The 21,090-nt window shown below is 46.7% G+C and carries 21 protein-coding genes and 1 tRNA gene; 9 read left to right on the top strand and 13 right to left on the bottom strand.

The window, feature by feature from the left end; all coding sequences use genetic code 11:
* Positions 1-79: 79 nt before the first annotated feature.
* Entirely contained in the window at positions 80-2,173 is a 2,094-nt protein-coding gene (locus AC0QKW_RS11925; protein ID WP_473151296.1) for a hypothetical protein, read from the top strand.
* Between the two features lie 402 nt (positions 2,174-2,575).
* Here the strand turns inward: AC0QKW_RS11925 and AC0QKW_RS11920 are convergent, their stop codons facing one another.
* Complete coding sequence (locus tag AC0QKW_RS11920) at positions 2,576-2,818, bottom strand: helix-turn-helix transcriptional regulator (RefSeq protein ID WP_473151295.1); 243 nt, start codon at positions 2,816-2,818, stop codon at positions 2,576-2,578.
* An 850-nt stretch (positions 2,819-3,668) separates the two neighbouring features.
* On the opposite strand from AC0QKW_RS11920, the gene AC0QKW_RS11915 reads away from it, so the two are divergent.
* On the top strand, positions 3,669-4,202 hold the full coding sequence (locus tag AC0QKW_RS11915; RefSeq protein WP_473151294.1) for a hypothetical protein: 534 nt from the start codon (positions 3,669-3,671) through the stop codon (positions 4,200-4,202).
* Positions 4,203-4,339: 137 nt separating this feature from the next.
* The gene (locus AC0QKW_RS11910) at positions 4,340-4,981 is read left to right on the top strand and encodes a hypothetical protein (RefSeq protein WP_473151293.1); all 642 of its coding nucleotides are present in this window, start codon (positions 4,340-4,342) and stop codon (positions 4,979-4,981) included.
* An 86-nt stretch (positions 4,982-5,067) separates the two neighbouring features.
* On the opposite strand, the gene AC0QKW_RS11905 is transcribed toward AC0QKW_RS11910, so the two are convergent.
* From AC0QKW_RS11905 to AC0QKW_RS11895, 3 genes are all read right to left on the bottom strand, one after another.
* On the bottom strand, positions 5,068-5,967 hold the full coding sequence (locus tag AC0QKW_RS11905; RefSeq protein WP_473151292.1) for a lipase family protein: 900 nt from the start codon (positions 5,965-5,967) through the stop codon (positions 5,068-5,070).
* 377 nt (positions 5,968-6,344) lie between these two features.
* A complete protein-coding gene (locus tag AC0QKW_RS11900) occupies positions 6,345-7,004 on the bottom strand; it encodes a hypothetical protein (RefSeq protein ID WP_473151291.1) in 660 nt (219 codons plus the stop codon).
* A gap of 437 nt (positions 7,005-7,441) precedes the next feature.
* Positions 7,442-7,654, bottom strand: coding sequence for a helix-turn-helix domain-containing protein (locus tag AC0QKW_RS11895; RefSeq protein WP_473151297.1), 213 nt, complete (start codon positions 7,652-7,654; stop codon positions 7,442-7,444).
* A gap of 246 nt (positions 7,655-7,900) precedes the next feature.
* Between AC0QKW_RS11895 and AC0QKW_RS11890 the strand changes: the two genes are divergently transcribed.
* The 5 genes from AC0QKW_RS11890 to AC0QKW_RS11870 all read left to right on the top strand — a co-directional run bounded on the left by AC0QKW_RS11890 (position 7,901) and on the right by AC0QKW_RS11870 (position 10,027).
* Positions 7,901-8,083, top strand: a complete 183-nt coding sequence (locus AC0QKW_RS11890) for a hypothetical protein (RefSeq protein WP_473151290.1) — start codon at positions 7,901-7,903, stop codon at positions 8,081-8,083.
* Between the two features lie 73 nt (positions 8,084-8,156).
* Positions 8,157-8,438, top strand: a complete 282-nt coding sequence (locus tag AC0QKW_RS11885; RefSeq protein ID WP_473151289.1) for a hypothetical protein — start codon at positions 8,157-8,159, stop codon at positions 8,436-8,438.
* Between the two features lie 56 nt (positions 8,439-8,494).
* Positions 8,495-8,935 (top strand): hypothetical protein, encoded by a 441-nt coding sequence (locus AC0QKW_RS11880; RefSeq protein ID WP_473151288.1) that lies wholly within the window; start codon positions 8,495-8,497, stop codon positions 8,933-8,935.
* Positions 8,936-8,998: 63 nt separating this feature from the next.
* Positions 8,999-9,334: a hypothetical protein gene (locus AC0QKW_RS11875; RefSeq protein ID WP_473151287.1), complete on the top strand. Its 336-nt coding sequence runs from the start codon at positions 8,999-9,001 to the stop codon at positions 9,332-9,334.
* Between the two features lie 75 nt (positions 9,335-9,409).
* On the top strand, positions 9,410-10,027 hold the full coding sequence (locus tag AC0QKW_RS11870) for a SprT-like domain-containing protein (RefSeq protein WP_473151286.1): 618 nt from the start codon (positions 9,410-9,412) through the stop codon (positions 10,025-10,027).
* 154 nt (positions 10,028-10,181) lie between these two features.
* Here AC0QKW_RS11870 and AC0QKW_RS11865 read toward each other — a convergent pair whose 3' ends face one another.
* From AC0QKW_RS11865 to AC0QKW_RS11840, 6 genes are all read right to left on the bottom strand, one after another.
* On the bottom strand, positions 10,182-10,721 hold the full coding sequence (locus tag AC0QKW_RS11865; protein ID WP_473151285.1) for a J domain-containing protein: 540 nt from the start codon (positions 10,719-10,721) through the stop codon (positions 10,182-10,184).
* 270 nt (positions 10,722-10,991) lie between these two features.
* On the bottom strand, positions 10,992-12,758 hold the full coding sequence (locus AC0QKW_RS11860) for a GTPase (RefSeq protein ID WP_473151284.1): 1,767 nt from the start codon (positions 12,756-12,758) through the stop codon (positions 10,992-10,994).
* 15 nt (positions 12,759-12,773) lie between these two features.
* Positions 12,774-15,302, bottom strand: coding sequence for a GTPase (locus AC0QKW_RS11855; protein ID WP_473151283.1), 2,529 nt, complete (start codon positions 15,300-15,302; stop codon positions 12,774-12,776).
* 33 nt (positions 15,303-15,335) lie between these two features.
* Positions 15,336-15,578 carry a hypothetical protein gene (locus AC0QKW_RS11850; protein ID WP_473151282.1) on the bottom strand — a complete coding sequence of 81 codons (243 nt, stop codon included), beginning with the start codon at positions 15,576-15,578 and terminating at the stop codon, positions 15,336-15,338.
* Positions 15,579-15,889: 311 nt separating this feature from the next.
* On the bottom strand, positions 15,890-16,405 hold the full coding sequence (locus AC0QKW_RS11845; RefSeq protein WP_473151281.1) for a hypothetical protein: 516 nt from the start codon (positions 16,403-16,405) through the stop codon (positions 15,890-15,892).
* A gap of 121 nt (positions 16,406-16,526) precedes the next feature.
* A tRNA-His gene (locus tag AC0QKW_RS11840) sits at positions 16,527-16,599 on the bottom strand.
* 103 nt (positions 16,600-16,702) lie between these two features.
* On the opposite strand from AC0QKW_RS11840, the gene AC0QKW_RS11835 reads away from it, so the two are divergent.
* Positions 16,703-17,446 carry a TIGR04283 family arsenosugar biosynthesis glycosyltransferase gene (locus AC0QKW_RS11835; RefSeq protein WP_473151280.1) on the top strand — a complete coding sequence of 248 codons (744 nt, stop codon included), beginning with the start codon at positions 16,703-16,705 and terminating at the stop codon, positions 17,444-17,446.
* Between the two features lie 18 nt (positions 17,447-17,464).
* Here the strand turns inward: AC0QKW_RS11835 and AC0QKW_RS11830 are convergent, their stop codons facing one another.
* The 3 genes from AC0QKW_RS11830 to AC0QKW_RS11820 all read right to left on the bottom strand — a co-directional run bounded on the left by AC0QKW_RS11830 (position 17,465) and on the right by AC0QKW_RS11820 (position 21,058).
* Positions 17,465-18,277 carry a Nif3-like dinuclear metal center hexameric protein gene (locus tag AC0QKW_RS11830; protein WP_473151279.1) on the bottom strand — a complete coding sequence of 271 codons (813 nt, stop codon included), beginning with the start codon at positions 18,275-18,277 and terminating at the stop codon, positions 17,465-17,467.
* A gap of 139 nt (positions 18,278-18,416) precedes the next feature.
* Positions 18,417-18,767, bottom strand: a complete 351-nt coding sequence (locus AC0QKW_RS11825) for a hypothetical protein (RefSeq protein ID WP_473151278.1) — start codon at positions 18,765-18,767, stop codon at positions 18,417-18,419.
* A 152-nt stretch (positions 18,768-18,919) separates the two neighbouring features.
* Entirely contained in the window at positions 18,920-21,058 is a 2,139-nt protein-coding gene (locus AC0QKW_RS11820) for a putative bifunctional diguanylate cyclase/phosphodiesterase (RefSeq protein ID WP_473151277.1), read from the bottom strand.
* Positions 21,059-21,090 lie beyond the last annotated feature (32 nt).

Here is a 21,090-nt window from a genome sequence, read left to right as displayed (position 1 = left end):
AGAACGCTGGCTCCCCACTTCTTCCTCCAATCCCTGAAACTACCGTACCACAAGCTTTTTAGCAGCTTTCAGCCAACTTTTGTCAGTCAACCAGGGTACCTGGTCTTACTCGACTACCAACTACGACGAGTATTGGGTTCCTGTTATCTATAAATACAATGCTCCTGAAGGGGCGATCGTACTAAACCAGGAGTACACCTCAAACTACGCAGTTGAGAATCACCCTAAGCTGGGAATCAAGTCTGCCAAGGGTACTGGCAAGACCAGCCTCATCAAACGATGGGTGGATCAGTTTGAAAATCCCAAGATGGTTTTAGTCATCTCTAACCGTCAGGCAATTGTTGACAAACTGGTTGCTGATCTTAGCTTTCAAGACTACCGCTCGGTTCGAGGTGGAGATTACAGGAGAGGCTGCGGTTACGTTGTGTGTATAAACTCGATTCCTCATATCCCCGCTGAGATGCGTTCTGGCTGTGTAATCATCATTGACGAAGTTGAGAGCACTCTGAATGACCTAACACTCAGCAGCACATTTGAATCTAATCGTAATGAAGTTAGGATAGCTCTAGAGGAAATGGTCTCAACCTGTGAGGGGTTACTGTACCTAGATGCTGATATATCGGAAGCCACCTACAGCTACATCAACGAAATCACCGAAGGTGGAGAGTTCCTTGTAAATATGTACCAGCCTCTAGCTCATAAAGGCAAAGCAGGTGGAATGACTAACCTGGAAATTCGTATCAGCAAAAATATTGAGGCGGTATTTACTGACCTTGACAACACTATTAAAGGTCGCACTCCTTTCATCTACTGTGATCTTGCGGCGACGGTTATCATCCTTGGCTCTATCTACCCTAAGTTTGACGCCATCACAAGTGACACAAAAGCTAATTATCCTCAAATCTTCAAAGCCTCTGACAACTATCGTCCTGCTGGTTTGGTTGGTTCTCCTTCAGTAGCGACCGCTATTAGCCTTACTAATGGTCATTTCGACTTTGTGGGTGGTATCTACGAAAAGAAACTCACAACCATTGAGACATTTGCACAAGGGCTACATAGAGTACGTTCTGGTTGCGATCGCGTCGTATGGTGTAAATCACCCACTAATCCTAAACTAGCGAAGACTGAAGCGGAATGTTTAGCTGAAATTTTGTCTGCACAACAAAAAATTTTTGACTTGCATGATGTGCCAAAGAAGGCTGTAGCTACTCCGTTCGATCGGCTTAAGGCCGCAATGATGGCTAAGAACTCTCGCCAACACGCTTACCCCCTTCAGGCGATGCGTGAGAAATTCCGTGCTGAAGGGTACTTTGTTACTGAGACTGAACTCCTTGATGGTGAAATGACTGAAGAAGACATCATCTACAAGCAGACTAAAGAGCTTATCAAGGCTTCCAATCTTGAGTCCATTCTCAATGCTGAAGATGTCGATCTAAAAGTTTTTCAAGAAAAAAAAGAGTTCACACCGGAAGAGAGTGCTGGGTTTATTAAAGGTCTCATTAGGCGATCGCTGGTTATTGACAATGTCACCGAAGATGATGTCAAATTCTATCAGAAAGATAACAATTGGCAAGCCATTCGTTTGGTTGAGTATCTGAACGAACCCAAGTTGGCTGAGAAGAATGATGAGTGGCAGAAAGATTATTACGCTCCTGATAAGGACTTCTGCGTTGATACCGTTAGATTGGCCTTTGACCTCAACCTAGGCTATTTTAGGGACAATGCTCAGTCTATTACCGATGAAGACATTAAAGAGCTAGTGAAGGTTGCTAGAGAGCAATCAGCAGATATCAAGCTTCTCTTAGGTATTGATGTCAGCAAGTTGAAAAAAGAAAATGCCATCGCTCGTAAGATTCTTGCCTCTGTAGGCCTGAAGGTGGTTACCAAAAGAAATTATGGTAACGGTAAAGAATTTCAGATTCCCGAGGTTCATATCGATGAATACTTTGAGGAAGTCATTAAGCGCCGAGAAGTGAAGAGAGCAAAAGGTCAGGTGGCTCTTACCAAAGATACTCTTAATATAGGTCGCCCTTCTCAATCAAAGAAGGCTTTAAGTCCTAACCATTTCAGTGATCAGCCCCGCAATGAGTTAGAAAATGAGTTAGAAGACTATTTTCCTAGAGAACATGATTCACGAGAAGATGACGACGACGATCGCATAATCGAGTTCTGAAATGCGAATAGCTAATCAACATTGATACCACATCAACAATCTCGTATACTGGTCATAAGTTAAGGATTGATACCCCTCAACTTACCTATTAAAATTTGTACCAAAAGGCCGATTAGAAATAATATCGTTAATTGGATCTTTTAATATTTAGATCTTCACCTGATTATAAATGCGCTGATATCATAAAGGTCATTTAGTATTAAGGATAAAAATGTCTCTTTCCCTTCTATTTTTTGAAAACCTCTTCAAAGTTTACGAGGACAACAGGCTTCAACTGGAGAAGCAGCTCTCCACGAAATTCGTCCAGCGTTAATATGAATTTTAGAAAAGTAAACGCAACAATTCAAAGATTAAGCAAGGAAGCCAAGCTCATAGATGGTTAATAAGCCAATTAAAAGCAAGCTAAGAGTCTTCGCCCTCAAGCAAATTGCCTAAGTAAAAGCGTATGAACTCTTCAGCAGCTTGTCTGTTCAGTGTTTTAAGAGCTTCTACAATTTCCACAACTGTATCCGCTGCGGGGTCTCTGTCCCCTTTTACCCAACGGTAGACCGTGGTGCGCTCAACTCCCATAGCCTTGGCCAGACCATACTGGGTGATGTCGTACTTCTCTAGAACTTGCTTAAGTACATTGCCTGCTTTTCCCATGGAATCATAGTCTCAGAGCCTAGCAGGTAAAGAAAGGGTTCCGATCGGTTGACATCCAGTTGGCATATTACTAGGCTTAGGAAATCCCTTATGTAACCTAAGCGAGTATCCCTATGCCTCAAGCTTTCCTGACTTCCCCCCTGCCCAGCACAGATACTCAAGCAGCAATCACTACCGAACCAACTGGTGAGCCTGGAAGAGAAAAGGTCTTGCTTACCGTTAGAGGATCGGTTTACGCTACGGAGAGGGTCATTTACGAAGCCTATCGGGTTGGTTTCGCAGAAGTCAGAGAATGGAGCAAGCCTGTACCCACAGGTAAGGTTAACGAGGTGATGAGAGTCTTGACCCGGTATGTAATCATTGAGTGATTATGCTTATCAGTGGAGAATAGACAAGAATCACTGAAGTAAGACACTACAGCTCCTACTCTTATCCGGTGGATCGGTAGCGATCGCAAGGAAGAGTAGGAGCATTGTTTTATGGTTGGCTGGGTTCTACTGGCTGTAGAAAGCAGCGATCACCATCAGGATTGCTAGATATAGCTTCATAATACTTTCTCTCCCATAGGCAAATAGTGTATTTTTGCCTGCTCTAGTCTTGACGCTGGTATAGAAGGTTACTAGCGTTAAATAATTGGGAAGCCTATCACTAAAGCTTCTGAAGGAGTCTTGGAATGATTGCAGATTTGAGAATGCCAGTCTCGGTTTTTGCTTTAGTACTAAAAATCTAGGGCAGAGAAAATATTGGGAAAACTCTAGCTCTAGAAAAGAATATTAGATAGTCTCAGATTAGGCAAATATCAGGTAAGGATAATTTTTTCAATTAATATTTCCATGGAGGAGCAATCTCAATGAATAGACATATTAACTCGTTGGCATATGGTTTGGGAATCGCTTCATTTGTTTTCACAACAACACCAGCGATCGTTCAAGCTCAACAAGTGCAAGATATTCAAGGATGGAATAATACACGATGGGGCATGACCTATGCAGAAGTAAGATCTCTTCACCCTATTGGAAGTTTGCAGGTAAGCCAAAGTGCAACGTCATTCTCACATTTCGCCAGCATGGATGGTTTTAATGTGGGTGAAAGTACTTACAAGGTGGAGTTTTATTTTAATAGTGATAGATTAGAAAGTGTTATTTTGCGGTGGGATGAAAATGGTCGATCTCCCTACTACAGCCTGTTCAATAATCTGAATAATAGATATGGGCAAGCAGAAAATATCGTTTCCTCTCTCCCGCAAAATTTTGTCTATCAAAAACAATGGAATATGCCAACAACGGCTATAACAATGACAATTCCAGTTGGTATATGTCCTGCTATTTATGCATGTGAGATTAATTTATCTTACCGCAGGCAGCAGCAATTGGAAGGAATTTAGAAGATGATTTCTAGGTGTTGCACAGCGAATCGAAGACCTATGTCAGAGTCAGTTTTGTAAGTTTCGATGCCGTTGCTAGTTCTATATTGCCTGCTAAACTTGCAACAGTACTTTAATAAATTCAGGAAAATTTGGAGATGTATATTGGTAGTATCAAATTAGCCCAAAAAATAGCTATCACTTTTTTGCTTTGCTTTGCCTCAAACGAAATTGCCTATGCGAGGCCAGTTATATCATCAAATCCATTAAGAAGCTTAATGGTTTCTCAGAATATTTCCTCAACTCAAGAGCTTCGGCAGGGGCATGAAGAATATTGCCTTGGAGTTACAGAAAAGCCTGCCAGTTATAATTTGCTTGAAAGTTCGGTTCTCACAAGTGAGGTCTGGAAAAAGTTTTTTTGGGCAAATGGATGGTGTTTTAATTTCACACGGGAAAGAAATACATGGCATTATGGAAGAGAATATAGGGTCGATAATTCTCAACAAATGATGGTTTCTACGATTACAAATGAAGGCCATAGTTTAAGGGTTTCATCTTATGCAAGTTGGTCATCTTCTCGCAGCAGCGTCTTCAGAATCTTGATTGCAGAGATAACGGATTACAGAGTAAGAGGACAAGCCACACGTGATATTTATCTGGGTGAGATAACACCCGATGCGGCAGGCGTTAATCCATCAATTGGTACTCCTGAAGCCCTTTACCCATATCAACGTGAAATCATGGAGGCTATTGGATTGCTAAGTCAATATCAGTTGCCACTTTCTGAAATGCCGTTCTAGTTGCAATCAAGATTGGTTAAAACTCTCGTAGCTTTAGGGTTGCTATGTTGTTCTGCAATGCCTATTACGATTATGCAAGGCAGTTATTAAGGCATTTCAAATCTAGCTCTTATACGATCAACCTCATTTAAGAGATCATTTGTTCTGAGCCAATCGACGTATCCTTCAAAAATACAAGTTGATTGAGAATTATAGACATAGACATGATGCACATTTGCAAAGTTTTTGATGCAGTCCAAACATCCACTTCCATCATAAAATTCAATTTGCTCAACAATATATTCTTTAGAATGGAGCTTCACTCCAGGACGCGACATTCCAGGAACTTTTTTCAAGCGCCTAACAACTTCCTTTGCCACATCATCAATGTTGCGGAGTTTGACAAAATCTTTGGCAAACATTTGCTCGAAAATAACTTGAGCCACCTCAGGCAATGACCAATAGCTCGTATGAGCATCCACTATGCCAGCAAAAAGGGCGATATCCTCCTGATTAACCTTTCGAGCTGCTGTCTCCAATAGGTTTGCATCTTTATAGATAAAGAAGTCGCGAAAGATAAGGTTGGTACGTCCTTTTTGTGAATTTAAGCTTGCACTTAATGGGTACGAAATTACGTCGGAAGCATGTACTATATTAACCCACTTAATCGTTTTGGGTGTGTAGCTTTGAATCTTTCGCTCAATATCCTCAGCATTAATACCAAGCATGGCATTGAAAAATAATATGGGAGATCCCATAGTAGTGATACTAGCAAGAGAGGCTTGCCCGTTGCTATCTTCGACTCCCCGATCTGAAATCTTTTCTCGAATTAAGAAGGCTGGATCTCCCTCTTTGAATTTGTCAGAAAATAAAATATCCCATAGAATGACAGTCCCTAGTGAATGAGCAACAATGTGAATCTCTTTCTCGTCTGGATGCTGTTCTAAGAATTTAGTCAGTTGATCCGCAATAAGTTTTCTCACCTCAAAGCCTTGCTTTTCATTCATATAGGTGAACATATCACCCGTAAATTCTGAGATAAGCCCCTCCCTAAATTGCCTGTACCTAAATGAATCTTTAGGGCTAACACTATATTTTTCTTCGAGGGAATTCAGATCTTCATCGATGTAATTCCAGATTTTATTAAAGTCATTCAGAACATGACCCTAAAAGCTTGAATAGAAAAAGGGTAGCTTTTTGTTTTCCTGATTGAATTCCTTTTTAATGCCCTCCACTAGTGAATGTGAGTACTTCACATCTCTTGTGGCAACGCCATGAATAAAGAAAACCAGCATAGCAATGAATCTTTTTAATGATTTTTGAGTATTGAATTTGTTGTTAGCTTGTAAAGTTTAAGCAATTTGGAAAATCTGAGTCTGCTAGGTCAAACCTCCTTTGTGTTCCGTAGGAGCGACACATAAACTACTCCCAATGTTAACCTTTCCCAGTTAGGTTGATTCAGCGTCCAAAGGATTCCACCTGCTAATGCGGCCCAACCTACTGGCCCAAGCACCAGTGCGATCGCCTGGCTCATGCCCATATAAATGCCGAAGGGTATGGTTATGCCAATAGCGCTGGTCAATCCGCCAAGTACCGTACTGGCCATCAGGTAAACCCCAAAGCCGCTCATTCTAGCAGCCGCCATAATCCCGCCACTAGCTAGAAGGGTCTCTAGGTGCGGATCATCGCTGTTACGCTTCATCTCTAGAATGAGTTTGTCGCGATCCTCTGGAGAAAGCTGGTCGAGCATATCCTGAAACAGCTTAGAGACAACCGATTTTTCAATATCCGCCGTCGATAGATCATTCCAGTTGCGCCCGCCAAGGGCTGCTAGCCAGTCAATGTGAACATGATCAGCAACGTCTGTAACGACTTGCTTCCATGACTTATCCCAGAAGAGCTGTCCTAGCGTCCCTCCTCTCAGATACTTGATATGGTTAACCAGAGTGTCAGGAGCATCCCCATAGGCCGAACCCGTTATTGCCGAAAGGTTTGCCCGTTGTTCTGACGTAGCAGCCTTAACCAGGTTGTAGAACTCGTCCATGGCAGTTAGGGGGATACTCTATCCCTATATACACTTACTTCAAAGCCAAACCAGGAACGGATGTGGCTGTTACTTGATTTTGCCCACACTGTAGAAAAATCATCCTCAGATCTACACCAGTCTTTTTTGGCTGAAGGATGCGATCACCTCAAAAAAAATTGAATCTAAAAATTTCCACCGTAAAAAAATTAGATCTTCCCTTTCGAGAATGCCCTTTTTTAATCTCAGGTCGTTTGCCCAGCGCAATAGAGACACTTTCTGAAGATCCGGGTATAGCCAATCAGGCGTACCTTGTGGTCGAAAGGGGGGGGTAGCTTCAACCATCCCCTGTTATAGATACCAGTTCATCAGCACTTAGCCTTTTAGATCTGGCTAACCGCTCCAACCCTTCAGAGCGAGTTATCCCAAGTTCATCAGCCACACTATCGATCGCAAATTTACTCAGTACTAGGAATATACTTCAACAGATCTCCTGGCTGACATTCCAGCACTTTACATAAAAGCTCTAGGGTTTCTACGTCAACCCTCTTGGGCGGATTATTCCTCAACTTCGAGATTGTCCCTACATGCAATCCCGTAAGTTCATGCAGCTTTTGATTATCTATCTCACGGTCTGCCATTACAGCCGCAAGCTTCCACTTAATAGGCATATTAGGGGGCATGGTTATCGACATGGTTACTTTACCTTGATTCATGTTATCGGTGAATAAATTCATTGTAACAGATCATATATAAACCGTTTCGGTGTTTCCATTCACCGATTCGATGAATTATAATAAGGGTATGAAAACAAGCAAGCCGGTGGGACAAGGAGCCACAGCCAAAGGCAAACGGTGCCAACGGGAGCCAACCCAGCGACAAGGCAGTTTAGACGATAACGAATTGAGGAAAACCCAATGATTAAAGGAGTTTCAATTGGTACACCGCTTCATTCGGAAACCGATGTCTACGCCTTCTGGCTAGAACGTCGATCATGCATCCACTTTGTTGTGGAACGTCTGACTAAGGCGACAGGTGCATCGATCTGGAAAGGGTTTACCACTGAGAGTGAAGCCCTGGACTGGATCAAAAAATACTGAACGACAAAGGGAGAGCACGCCTGCAAGCAATAGCTCTCCCCCGTAAACCCACTACTACATAGGTCTAACGTCAATGATAGTTTCTCTAGCTGACTACGAACAGGCTAAGCAAGCCCAGCTTGAACAGGATTGTATTAACTCCAGCATTGAGCAGGGTGTAGAGGATGCCATCAAAGGGCTACCCGACTACAAGCGCATCGTTGAAGATCCGCTCTATCGGGCATCGCTGGTTAAGGAGCTGCTGAAAATGTCGGCGGAAATGCGGGGCCGATATCACCAGCAGCAGACCCACGCTTTCGGGTCATGGGGCGCAAGCTTCGACAGCTCCAACACAAGCGAAATCGGCGAATTTTAGCCACCTGGGAGGGCGTTCCCTCCCTTGCCCTTCATCCTTCTACAGTCTTCAAAACCATGACCAAACTACTTTCCGCAACTCTGGCTAAGGCACCACGCCAGGTCAACACTAAACACGGTGTTCGCACTGTGGCTGATATCCGGCTTGAGGATGGCACCGAGCAAACCCTTTGGCGACCGGCTAACGATCCAACGTTGACGGCACTTAGACAAGGGGCAACCATTCAGCTCACGCAAGACTCTAAAGGCAAGCTGAGCTTGATTGAGAATGCCCCACAGACCACCACAGCAGCACCGGGGCATGAATCCCCAGCTAGCGCTAGAGAGGCGTATCTATCGGCCTTAGAGCGGGTATCTAACCGATATCAGGCTTGCATTACTAAGGCGAAACAGGTTTGGGCTGCTGACTACTCAGAGGATGAGCTTAAGGAGTTACCAGAGCTGCTACACAGCACCGCCGCAAGCCTATTCATTGAAGCCAACAAGATGATCCGCTAATCGTTCTCAGGGCAGGCGATCGCCTGCCCTATCTCTCTACTCCCTTCATTTGAGGATTGCACAATGCTTTTTAACCTTCAACATTGCACCGCCACACCAGCCGCCCTAGACGTTCTAGAACAAGCGGGTATTGCCCCTAGCAACTTACTCAGACGACACGTTTCAGGCGACTTTGGTAAAGCTGGGCACTATAACGAAATACTCCCTAGCCTGACAGAAGAAGAGCTTACCTTACAGGCTCTAGCAACTAGTGACGATGGCAAACTTAACGCGATCGCCATTAAAACGGGTGACGGTCGGGTGATGTCGTACTACTGCATTAATGATGAGCCTGTTTGGGTGAGTACCTATCTAGGCGATGGCGGATATACCACGATCCTTCTACCCAGCGAATACTAGACCACACCCACTGGGCAGTTCTTTTGAGCTGCCCTGTTTGTTGTTAATCGTACGATTCAACTCTGAGAACTACAGATGAAACCAGCACCGCCGACTACTGCCCAGTTTGGGGCATATCAAAACGCCTACGACTATTTCAACGAGACACTATTTGAAAATAGCCTTAACCCTTGCCTTCTCAACTTCAGCCGCAAATCTAAAGCGCTTGGATTTTTTGCCCCAGAGCGCTGGTCTGATGGCACTAATTACACCCACGAAATCAGTCTTAACCCTGACTTGCTTGAACGCCCATTAGAAGACATCTTTTCTACGCTAGTTCATGAAATGGCCCATCAGTGGCAGCAAGACTTTGGAACACCTAGCAAAGGCGGATATCACAACCGGGAATGGGCAGACAAGATGATTGCGATCGGCCTAATACCGAGCGATACAGCTCAGCCAGGGGGCAAGAAAACAGGCTCTAGTATGTCGCACTATATCGACCAAGCTGGAGCCTTTAAGCGGGTATTTGAGGCCATGCCCGATGATCTACGGTTGCCCTGGCTAGCTGGGCCAGGAATGCAACGACAACCTAGCCGCAACAAAGTTGTCTACCAATGCCCAGAATGCCAAGCAAAGATATGGGGCAAGCCCGATCTAATGGTGCTATGCAACACCCATGACGATCTAATCCCCTTTGAACGAGTAGCGTAGCTAGCAGTTAGGGAAGGGTGAGTTCTTAGCCTTCCCTTCTTTCGCCATTTCTTGGTAAGCTGTTGGCCATTCAAGCTGCACTAGTACAATCACTCTGAAAGCCCTTGCAGTAAAGGCTTTCAGAAATCAACATGCAATTTAGCTGCTCAACAGCTTATTCACGTAGTTGATGAACAATATCTAGAATTTCATTTCTTCCTAAGAGTGCACCAAAATATGACATGGCAATTGATTTGTAGCTCAAATTAAAATCTTTTGCCTTTGGAATAGAGGTTATATATAGGTGCTGCCCTCCCAGCGAATGGCTTAAATGATAAACATAATATCCATCTCTTAATTGACTAACTAAATTGGCTTTCTTGAAATCTATTTTTAATAGTATGGGAGCAGGGCCGCAGAACTTACATCTTAGCAATGCATCACGTAATTGGTTGAGACAAGATATTTTAGGTTGGTCAATTTCTGAATCTTCGCTTATATCGTCGGGATTGTAATTCTCCCTGAGAAAATCATAGGAATTATTGATTTGCTGTAGCTTTAGATGGGCGCGTTGCTGTAACTGGGGATTATTTTGAAACCGATCTGGATGCCAAATCTGAACTAATTCTTTATACGAAGCTTTAATTTGTTCTAAGGAAGCACCTGGCTTAAGCTCAAGAACTGCAAAATGTTTATGAAGATCTAGATTATTCATATTTATTTTAGCTTCTCAGAACACGGAATGCTTGAATTATGCGACGCTAATCTATCCTACCCTTGTGCTAGCTTTAAGACCGGATTATTTAGGTTTATTTCTCTCTTGTCAGCCAATGCTTGCTCTGCCTCATCGTGTTAGCCGTAGGTGGGCACTGCCCATCAGTCTTAATTCACATCAGTAGCAGCAGGTCTTCTAGCCTCTGGTGGGCTTAGTGACACTACAAGCGGTTTTGAGTAGGTGATGTACTTCACCCTTGAATTGACCGGCTTAAAGTATTGAAGGTATTGCAGCCCTCTGAACATCTTGCAAAATTAATTCAAACTTATGTCTAACAGTAGCAAGCTGCACCAACTCAGTATTAGAAGTTGCCATTGCTTTTTCCGTTTGCTGACGGGCCTCAGAAATATTTTGTTCAAGTTGTCCATAGACCTGAATTTCAAACTCCTGTAGTTGTCCTTCAATTTGCTGTTCGAGATCAACAGCGATCGCCTTAAACTGACTAGTAATATCACGACGAACATCAGCCATTTTTCTTTCATGCTCATGCTCCTGATGCATGGTATGTATATCAAGCCCTATGGATACCAAGGCTAGGGCTGGGCCTAAAAACATTGCAGCGTTGCCGATATTTTTAGCGATCCCTACTGCCTGCCATGGCTTGAATTTAAAGCCAATTGCCTTCCCCGCTTCAAGCACAAATAAGTGAGTAGCACTTCCAGCAGCATCCATTGGACGTAAGAAAGCCTGACCACTCTTCGCTGTAGAAATAAATCCTCTAGCTGAAGATGCTGCTAGTTGAACACCTGCCTTCTCTGCAATACCCGTCAACCAAGCAATTTGTTGCCCGATTTGCTGAGAACCAAACTTCTGATCTGCAATTTCAACATTAATTTTTTGATCAAATTTAATCTGAGCAACAAATGCTTGAGTGAGATTACTTTGCAGTTCAGTTTCAATTTCATTTTGAATCGAGTGAATTGCTGTTTCAATTACACTTTCTAAATCTTTTCCAGCTTTCTCATAATGCTTGCGAACATTGATTTCTGACTGCTTGTTGAGATCCTTAAACTTTTCATCTCCAACTGCTGAAGCTAAATTAGTCCCTTCAGTAATAATTGCTGACGACATTTCAAGTATGATGCTCTTAACTTTGGTGCGAAGCCGCTCACGCTCTTTGTTAATGCGGCGAGACAACCGTAGAAGTACTTCTAGAAATGTCGTATCTTCGTCAGAATTTCGAGCGAAGCCAATTTGGGCGTCATCAATACAGCCTAAAGCAATTCGGACAGGCGTATCGAGTCGAGCAAGCGATGATCGACGCTCAACAAATTTATTAAGCTCTTCTATAAACGTACTAAAACGGCTTCTCTGGGCAAATTTAACTGAAAGATCATCATCCCTATCGACGCTATTGCAATAATCTTTAGCATCAACAAAGCAAGTTGGAAACTCAGCTAGTTTATAAGGTTTGAGCGCTTCTGACAGGCTGTGACTATAGCTGGATATTTTTTGGGTTTCTTCTCCTGCACTAGCTGACATTTTGTTGATCACGAGCATCATCTTCCACCGATAGCCTTTGTCATAGGCTAGCTTTTTGAAGTTTTCAGCAGTAATCGAATCAAATAGCATGTCAGTTAGACAGAATATTAGTAAATCGGCTTTTTCAATTGCACCGTAGGTAATGTCATCATGATCGTTGCGGTCAGTGAATAGTCCTGGTGTATCAACAATTCTAACGCCATTCCAATCATAGAAAGCTATTTCATCTGTTGCGATATCGGCGTCAATATAAATATCCCGCCGACCAGTCAAGGCTGAAATTATAGTAGATTTTCCTGCACTATATTGGCCAACAAAAGCAACCGTCAATGCTCCTTGTTGTTTATATTCCTTGAGGCCATCATGGAGTTTCTGCCTAATCTTGGTCAACTCCTGAGATTTTCCTGAAACAAGCAAAGTATCAAATTGAATGCATGAAGATTTGAATCGTTGAGCGATATTGGCAGCTTTGAATGTTGGATTTTCCCGCGTCATGGAATCACCTTAAAATTAACTATTAATAGATTGAATCGAAATCTTTTCTTGTAAAATTCTACAGATTTCTTCTTGAGACTTAGCCAGCGGTAACTCAGAAGTGGTTTGAATCAAAAAGCTATGGCCAAAAACACGGTCTGCCCTGCGAATTCTTTTGCTAATAGCTATATCAGTTAAAGGTTCATACTGATCCGATGCCCAGTCAGTAATTCGCTTAGCATAAGCCCGATTTAGATATTTGGCTGTGCTTGAGAGTTTACTTTGAGCAGACTTGAGTTGATTTGCTATCTCATCAATGCCCTGAGTTAATCCCTCAAAATAATTATCGACAGCAGTTGAAAGGGATTGACAATAGTTCTCAAAGTCTTTTTCTGCTTGTTCAAGGACTTTTTTGTGCTGTTTTTCAATTTGAGATTTCAAGGATTTTGAGATTTCTTTGACAGCCTTGTGTCGCTTCTCATGGCGTGACTCAAACCAGCTTGAAACCCAGCCAACTATCCCACCGACTATACTCATCAGAGCCAAAGGCGGGAAAACAAATGCTAGGATTGCCCCAGCCGCAACCATAACCATGCCACTGATACGAATAAAGTCTTTGTCTAAAAGGCTTGAATCCTGCTCTAAGAAACTAAAGTTGCCACTTTTTAGACGGCTGATCAACTTAAGTTCAGTCCCAACTTCATCAATAGCTTCTTGAATAGAATTCTGAAAATAATGACTGGCCTCTTCGGCGGCTATCTTGAGTCGATCTTCAAATGTACATGATTCTAAGACTTCCTTCCAGCCATGTTTCATTCTACCTTCGTCAGAATCCCAATATCTCTCTGCAAAAGGTGTTACCTGATTTAAAGCATCTTGAAATACTTCGTTGATCTTGAGTTGTAGCTGTGCCCAACTGTCTTCTCTTGCTTTTTGAGCTTGGTCTTTCAGTTCTTGCCGTTTTTCGTCAAGGCGCTTTGCCAAGTCGCTATACTCTCCAGCTTGAAGAGTAATCCATTTTTGGGGGCTATCAATAGAGCAAACGGTTGAACCCAAGAGAGTTTGAGATCGTCGAATCGTACCGTAGTCAATTAGCGATGCCCGAATAGAGTCTAGAAAATCTTGAATTCGGCTCACCTTAAAAAGTTTCTTGGCTTGTTCTTGATGTTCAGACTCCTGTGATAGTTGAGCGGCTAACAACATAGCCGGAATTACCTCTAAGTAGTCGTTTGGGTAGTGTTGATTGGCATAGCGGTTAATCCGATTTAGATGGCCACCAATACCGCTCCTTCCTTCCAGAGCAAACCAACGCTCTGGATCTCTTAAGAAGTCTTCTAAGCCCAGAGAGTCACGCAGATTGTAGCGAATATTGAGTAGCACGATCAGAGGCTTAGTTTTCTCCTTCAGAACTTTTAGAAAGGCAAACTCCGATTCTTGAATACTGTCATCAGTAACCACATAGCAAATCACATCCGCCTCTTCAATCACACTGCGGGCAATCTCCTCATCGGTTTTGCCGCCAGGTGCGCCAATGCCAGGTGTGTCAATAATGCGGATATTTTTCCACTCATAGATCCGGTTATAGCGAGTGGTGCGTTGCTTGCCAATGCCAATAGCCTCCCACCCTTCCCCAGTGATAATGGCATGAAGGGTGCTTTTACCAGCTTTTGTGCGGCCCATGAAGGCGATACTAAAGTGGTTGAGCGCTCGTTGCTTAGCTTGCAGCGCCTCGCGCACTTGTTCTAAGTCATGCAGAATCTCGGCGGAGAGGTTTTGCTGGGTCAGTTCTATTTGCTTCGCAACTTCCTTAGCGGTCTGGTAATCTCCCTCTCCAGTGGTCTTCTGTTGAATATTGTGGATCACGTGTTGGATGCCATTACCCAGATCTTTCAAGGCATTAAACGTAATTCTCAAAGACTGATCGGAATACCGGAAGTCTTCTGTAGCAATTTTGGCACACTGCTGAATAGCTTCATCGTACTCTGGCCCCGATAAAAGTATTTCTCGCTGGAGGTGCTCAATACGTTGACCGATAGACTTTGGAGCTAGTTCAGATAGCTTGGTAACTAGCGATCTTGATAGTAACGACTCAGCCCCCTTAAGTAATCGTGCGCCTATGGAAAGCCCATCTTCCTCTTCGTTGACAAGGGTTTTCCATTGCTTAAAACCTTGGGCCGCTTCGAGGATCTGCTCAATTTCAGATTCCTGGATACCCCAAATCTCGGCAATATGGTTAACCAACTCTCGCTCTAAAGGGGAAAAGTAGCCATCGACGTAGGCAATAGCTAAAATAAGTCTAAAGGTTTCACTCCGTTGGCCAATAGAAACTTTTTGAGCGGCTTCTTCTATAGAGACCTTGCTCTCATCTTGGCCTAAAATTTTTTCTATCTCTTGAAGCGTTGCTTCGCTGACATTTGCCTGATCTGCTAGGTCGCGTAGTATACGTGATTCTTGACTGTGGATTTGTTGGTCGGCGCAAATAACGTAAGTAAGCAGCAAAAAATTATAATCTAACTTCGGACGATCAATTTCAGATCCGTTTAGAATGTTTTCTGAATTCAACATTTTGAATATCCGAGTAAATATTAAAATTGATTTTTATGTTAATTCACGTCGGATTTGTGCGATCGCATTCTGTAGTCCTTTGCAATGAATCCAGCCAACGAAACCACCATAGATTATGTTTTCCTCTAAGTCTGCCAGAAATATATGATCAACCCCTACGGGATTTTTATAAGTCTTGACAATAGTTCCATCCTGAAGAGTCATTATAGAAAGTGACTTGGAGAAATCTCTCTTTGAGGCTGCTGTCATGCCAGGAACAACGTCTAAAATAGTCATAGCTTTCTGAGACGCTGTTAAAGGAGGTGGAGAGCAAGTGTTCTCTCCACCTGCGGGTGCTGTTAACCCCATCAAGGCAATGATAAGGAGACAGCATAATAATCCTACCCAGTTTCCCTGAAAGGCTAAGAACCCTAAACAGGCAAGGATACCCAATATCCTTAGGCTCTTGAGTCTCATTGCTTGATTTTCATCAACAGCTATAGAAGATCGTTCCCTAACTCTTCTAAGAATGACCACCATTGCCCGGAAGTTTCTAGCCGTTATGGCAAACTTTCACTACAACTTCACTGGTTGACCAAAATTTTGAACTAAACCACCTCAGCAGACACAGCGATCGCAGGCAGGTTTTCATCACCTACCTCATCGCCAATAATTTCAAGCAGCTCTTGGAAGGCACTGGGAGACAGTCTCCCTACTAGATGCACTACAAACTGATCGATGGAGTCGGTTAACTTCTGGTCAGCCAAATCCTGTTTCGACTGTTCTAGGCCATGCAACCGCTGTCTCAGCTCACTATTCCGGTGCATAGCTGTGTTGAGCTTTACGAGTTGATGTATATCGGTGCCGCCCTCAGCTTCCTCAGAAAGCCGCTGCCAAACGCCCTCTAACCGCTCATGTTCGATCGTACGAAGCAAAATACAGTCATCAGTAGTGCGATCGCGTGTCTCAGCCAACGATAGCGCCACATCGCTATGGATCTGCCCTAGACTCACTTCAAGCTGCTGGGCTATCTCTCTAAAGGTGTGCCCCTTAATCCGAAGCTGCACCGCCTGTGCTCGACGGTCTGCGATCGCTAACTTGGTTCCGGTATTGGATCCATTCAATTGGGCGTACCAGTCACCCCTGCCGGACACGGCAGGTGGATCACAGCTTACAGCTAAGCCCATTTAGTGAAAAAACGGATCACATAGAGGATCACGCTTTTCATTCAACGTCTGAAAACAGGGCGGATGATGGGGCTCGAACCCACGAATGGTGGAATCACAATCCACTGCCTTAACCACTTGGCTACACCCGCCATAATCGCGATAAACAATATAACATTCAGAACGGCCCAATTGCCATTGCCGACGCAAAGTTTCTAGACAATTGAGCGCTGCCTCCTTAGCCCCTGTCTGTCTATGTCAGTTTCTATCATTCTGCCCGTTTGGAACGAAGCGGCCTGTCTAGGCCGCACGCTGGCTAGCCTACAGGGCCTCAACCCACCGCCGACAGAGGTGGTGCTGGTAGACGGCGGCAGCAGCGATCGCACCTTGGCCATTGCCCGCACCTACGGCGATCGCCTCCCTCTGACCATTGTTAACTCATCAACCCGAGGGCGATCGGTGCAAATGAATCTGGGGGCCAAGACCGCTAAGGGAGATATTCTCTGCTTTCTCCACGCCGATACCCTTGTGCCCGACGATGTAGTGAGACTGGTGCAAGGCACCCTGGCGAACCCCTCCGTGGCCTGCGGCGGGTTTATCTCGCTGATGACCGGGCCACTGTCGGTGCGGTGGGGCATTTCACTGCACAATGCGCTAAAAACCTACTACGCACCGCTGCTGTTTCGGCCCTATCTATTTTTTGCCCGAGGGCTGCGGCTGCTGTTTGGTGACCAGGTGATGTTTTGCCGCCGGGCCGACTTTTGGGCCTGTGGGGGCTTTGACCCAGCTCTGCCGATTATGGAAGAGGCCGACCTGTGCCTCAAGCTGTGTCGCCGAGGCCGCATTTGCCAGGTCAACCGGGTGGTGCAGTCTTCCGATCGCCGGGTTGCCGCCTGGGGCGCGCTCAAGGCCAACGCCATCTATCTGATGATTGGCCTGCTCTGGGGGCTGGGGGTGCCCGCCACGACCCTCAAGCAGTTTTACGAAGAGGTGCGATAAACCGCTAATACCGAGCGATTAGCTGCCCCAAAATTGGCGAAAGTCTTCGTCTTGATCGCTCAGGGCTGCCCAGGGCGTACCCCATTGATGCAAAATTTCTACCAGACGCTGGCAGGCGGGGCGCTCGGTGGCGTAGTGCCCGGCGTCGATCAGCACCAAGCCGCGATCGCGCCCTTCTTGAAACTGGTGAAACTTGCAGTCTGAGGTCAGGTAGGCCTGGGCTCCGGTGGTGGCCACGGCACCTAAATAGCTGGCCCCAGAGCCGCCCAGCACCGCCACCCGCTGGATGGTCTGCGCCAAATCTGCAGCGGGGGAATAGATCAATCGGGGCGGCGAGAGCTTGGCTTGGATCAAATCCAGCAGAGCTTGCAGGCTCAGAGCGGGGCTGAGATCGCCGACGCGCCCGTAGCCAATGCCGGGCTGGGTCGGCACTATTGGCACAGACTTTTGCAAGGCCAGCAGCTGGGCCAGACAGTCGGCGGTGCCGTCTTGCACCTGGTCAAAGTTGGTGTGGGCGGTGTAGATGCCGATGCCGTGGGCGATCGCCTGCTGCACCATCTCCCCCACGGGGTCGCCTGGGGTGACCGACTTGAGCGGGCTAAAGATTAGCGGGTGGTGGGCCAGAATGAGATTGACCCCCACCCCCTGCTGCCGCAACGCCAGAGCCTCGGCCATTACCGCCAGAGTCGGGGTGAGGCACACCAGCACCTGGGCGGGCTGGTCGAGAATTCCCGGCTGCACCTGCCAGCCGCAGTTGTCCCAGCTCTCTTGCCAGGCGGGGTTGGCCCAGGCTTCGAGTTTGGCAATCAGGTCTGCGATCGCAAGCGCCATAAAAAAACCGCTGGCCAAGGTAGCTCAGGTCTAGGGGAAAACTCCCCCAGTTTACCGTGCTACCCCTAACCAGCGGCGTTAGACAGGTCTGTTGAAATGCCGTTGTCCTAAAGCGCTCTATATGAGCGACCAGGAGGCCCTACGGAGTAATGTTGCTGAGAGCATCTTTGATCTGATCTATGGGCGAGGTGGCCTGGGCCGAGTTGGCGGGGCGGTTCATCTTATCGATGTCTGCATCTTTTTGCACCTCGTTGAGGCCTTTGTTGGCGCGATCGCGCATCTTGTCACCCCTTAGGGCATTCTCAGGCTGCACAGCTTTTTCTGACTCGTTGTAGACTTCGTCGAGTACGGCGGTGCCCTGGTCAGGGCGGCTGGGGGTGCTGCCCATGGCCAGAGCCACCGGGGCAGCAGTAAAGAGCACTAGGGCGCAGCTCAGGGCGATCGCCAGGTTGCGCACCCAGGTTGTGGCAGCGGCAAACAAAGTATTCATAGTCAGTCTCCTAAATCGGATGGGGAAAGTTTTGCTCTAGGCGGGAGGGATTGCACAGAGCACCCCACTGCCGAGACTTAACTGTTCTACCGATTTAAGCGGCTGGTCAGAATCGTCCTGCAGACAGAGCCACAGGGTAGAGATTGATCGATCTAGAGGCTGGGCCGAGCTATGTCTTGGGTAATGGTTGCGCCATCGATCGCCCTGGCAAACAAAAAGCCCTGGCCATATTCACAGCCCAGATCGCACAAAATATCGCGCTGCCGGGGGGTCTCAATGCCCTCGGCGGTCACCGCCATGCCCAGGGTGTGGCAGAGGTTCACAATGGCGCGGACAATTTCGAGCTTCTCGGCGTCGGTGTCGATGCCCTGCACAAAAGAGCGATCAATTTTGACAATGTCGATGGGGAACTGGTGTAGATAGCTAAAAGATGAATAGCCGGTGCCAAAGTCATCCAGGCAAATTTGCACGTTGAGCTGTTTGAGCTGCTTGAGCATGGCCGCAGCGGCTTTGGCATTTTCAATGAAGACGCTCTCGGTAATTTCTAGCTTCAAATGGTGACCGTCCATGCCGGTCTCTTGCAGAATGTTGACAAAGGTGTCTACCAGATTTTTTTGGGCAAAGTGATGGGTCGATAAATTGACATTGATGGCTATGGCCGGAGGAGGCTCGGTGCTGTTGGCTCGTCGGGTGAGATGCCCATCGACCACAACCCAGGCCCCTGGCTCCATCTGTCGCCAAGCCTGGAGCTGCTGGCAGGCCTGGCGCAGCACCCACTGATCGACGGTCGTGACTATGCCCATCTCTTCGGCTAGGGCGATGAACTGGTCTGGATAGATCAGCTCGCTATCTGGCTTTTGCCAGCGCACCAGGGCTTCAAGGCTGGCGACATCGTGGGTTGCCAGCGCGATGATGGGCTGATAGTGCACTCTCAGTTCGTCGCGGGCGATCGCATAGCGCAGAGCGTGCTCTCGCTGCATCAGCTCCCGTGCCTGGCCGTGCATGGCCGTATCAAAGAGTTCATAGTCGCCCTGCCCCCGCTTTTTGGCCCGATACATGGCGATATCGGCATGGCGCAGCAGATCGGTGATCTGCTCGTAGGGAATGGAACTCATCACAATGCCAATGCTGGCCGTGATCAGCAACTCATGGTTTTCGATCGTGAAGGGCTGCTGGATTTCATCGAGAATGCGCTCGGCAGCGCGGCAGGCCATGGCCACATCGCTAACATCTACCAACAGCACCGCAAACTCATCGCCGCCAAAGCGGGCCACGGTATCGACTGCCCGCAGATGGGCCTGGAGGCGAGGGGCAACCTCCACCAACAGCTGATCGCCCAGCAGGTGCCCCAGGCTGTCGTTGATGCTCTTGAAGCGATCGAGGTCGAGCACCATGATGGCAAAGCCATACTCCGGCGATCGCTGCGATCGATCGATCGCCTGCTGTAGGCGGTCTAAAAACAGGGCGCGATTGGGCAGCTGGGTGAGGGCATCGTGCAGGGCGTTATGCTCCAGCTGGGCCTCCATATACCGCTGTTCGGTGCTATCGCGCACCACCATCACGGCCCCTTCCAAATGGCCCCGGTCGTTGTAGACGGGGGCCGCGCTGTCTGCCACCGGAATTTCATGCCCCTGCTTGGAACGCAGCAGCGCGTTCTCGGGCAGGTACACGGTATTGGTTTCATATAGCGACTTCAGGAGGGGATTATCGATCAGGCCGCGCGTCACCTCATCTAGAAAATGAAAGACCTCGGCGGGCGATCGCCCAATGGCCTCTGCCTGAGACCAGCCGGTCAAGGCCTCGGCCACCGGGTTCATAAACTTAATCAGGCCGCTAGTGTCGCTGGCGGCCACCCCCTCGCTAATGCTGTTCAACACCGCCAGCAGCCACTGGCGGTGCTCTTTAATGGTTTTCTCTAGGTGATATTTATAGAAAGCAATCTCAATGTTGGCGCGCAGTTCTCTAGCTTCAAAGGGTTTGAGAATGTAGCCAAAGGGGGCCGTCACGCTGGCCCGCTTCAGGGTTTCTTCGTCAGCGTAGGCGGTCAAATAAATTACCGGAATATCTAGAGCCTGGGTAATTTCAGCGGCGGCCTCAATGCCATCTATGTCACCGCTGAGGTGAATATCCATTAACACCAGATCGGGGCGCAGCGCCAGGGCCGTTTGAATCGCGGCCTCGCCAGAGGTAATGATTTCTGGCACCTCATGCCCCAGGTCAATCAGCGTGGCCTGGAGATCCATGGCAATCACGACTTCATCTTCGACGACCAGAATGGTCTTTTTTTCCATGGCGTTCCTGAGGGGGGCTACTACGGGAGAAA

This window comes from Pseudanabaena sp. PCC 9330, assembly GCF_055795045.1.
This window is presented reverse-complemented; position numbering and strand designations above follow the sequence as displayed.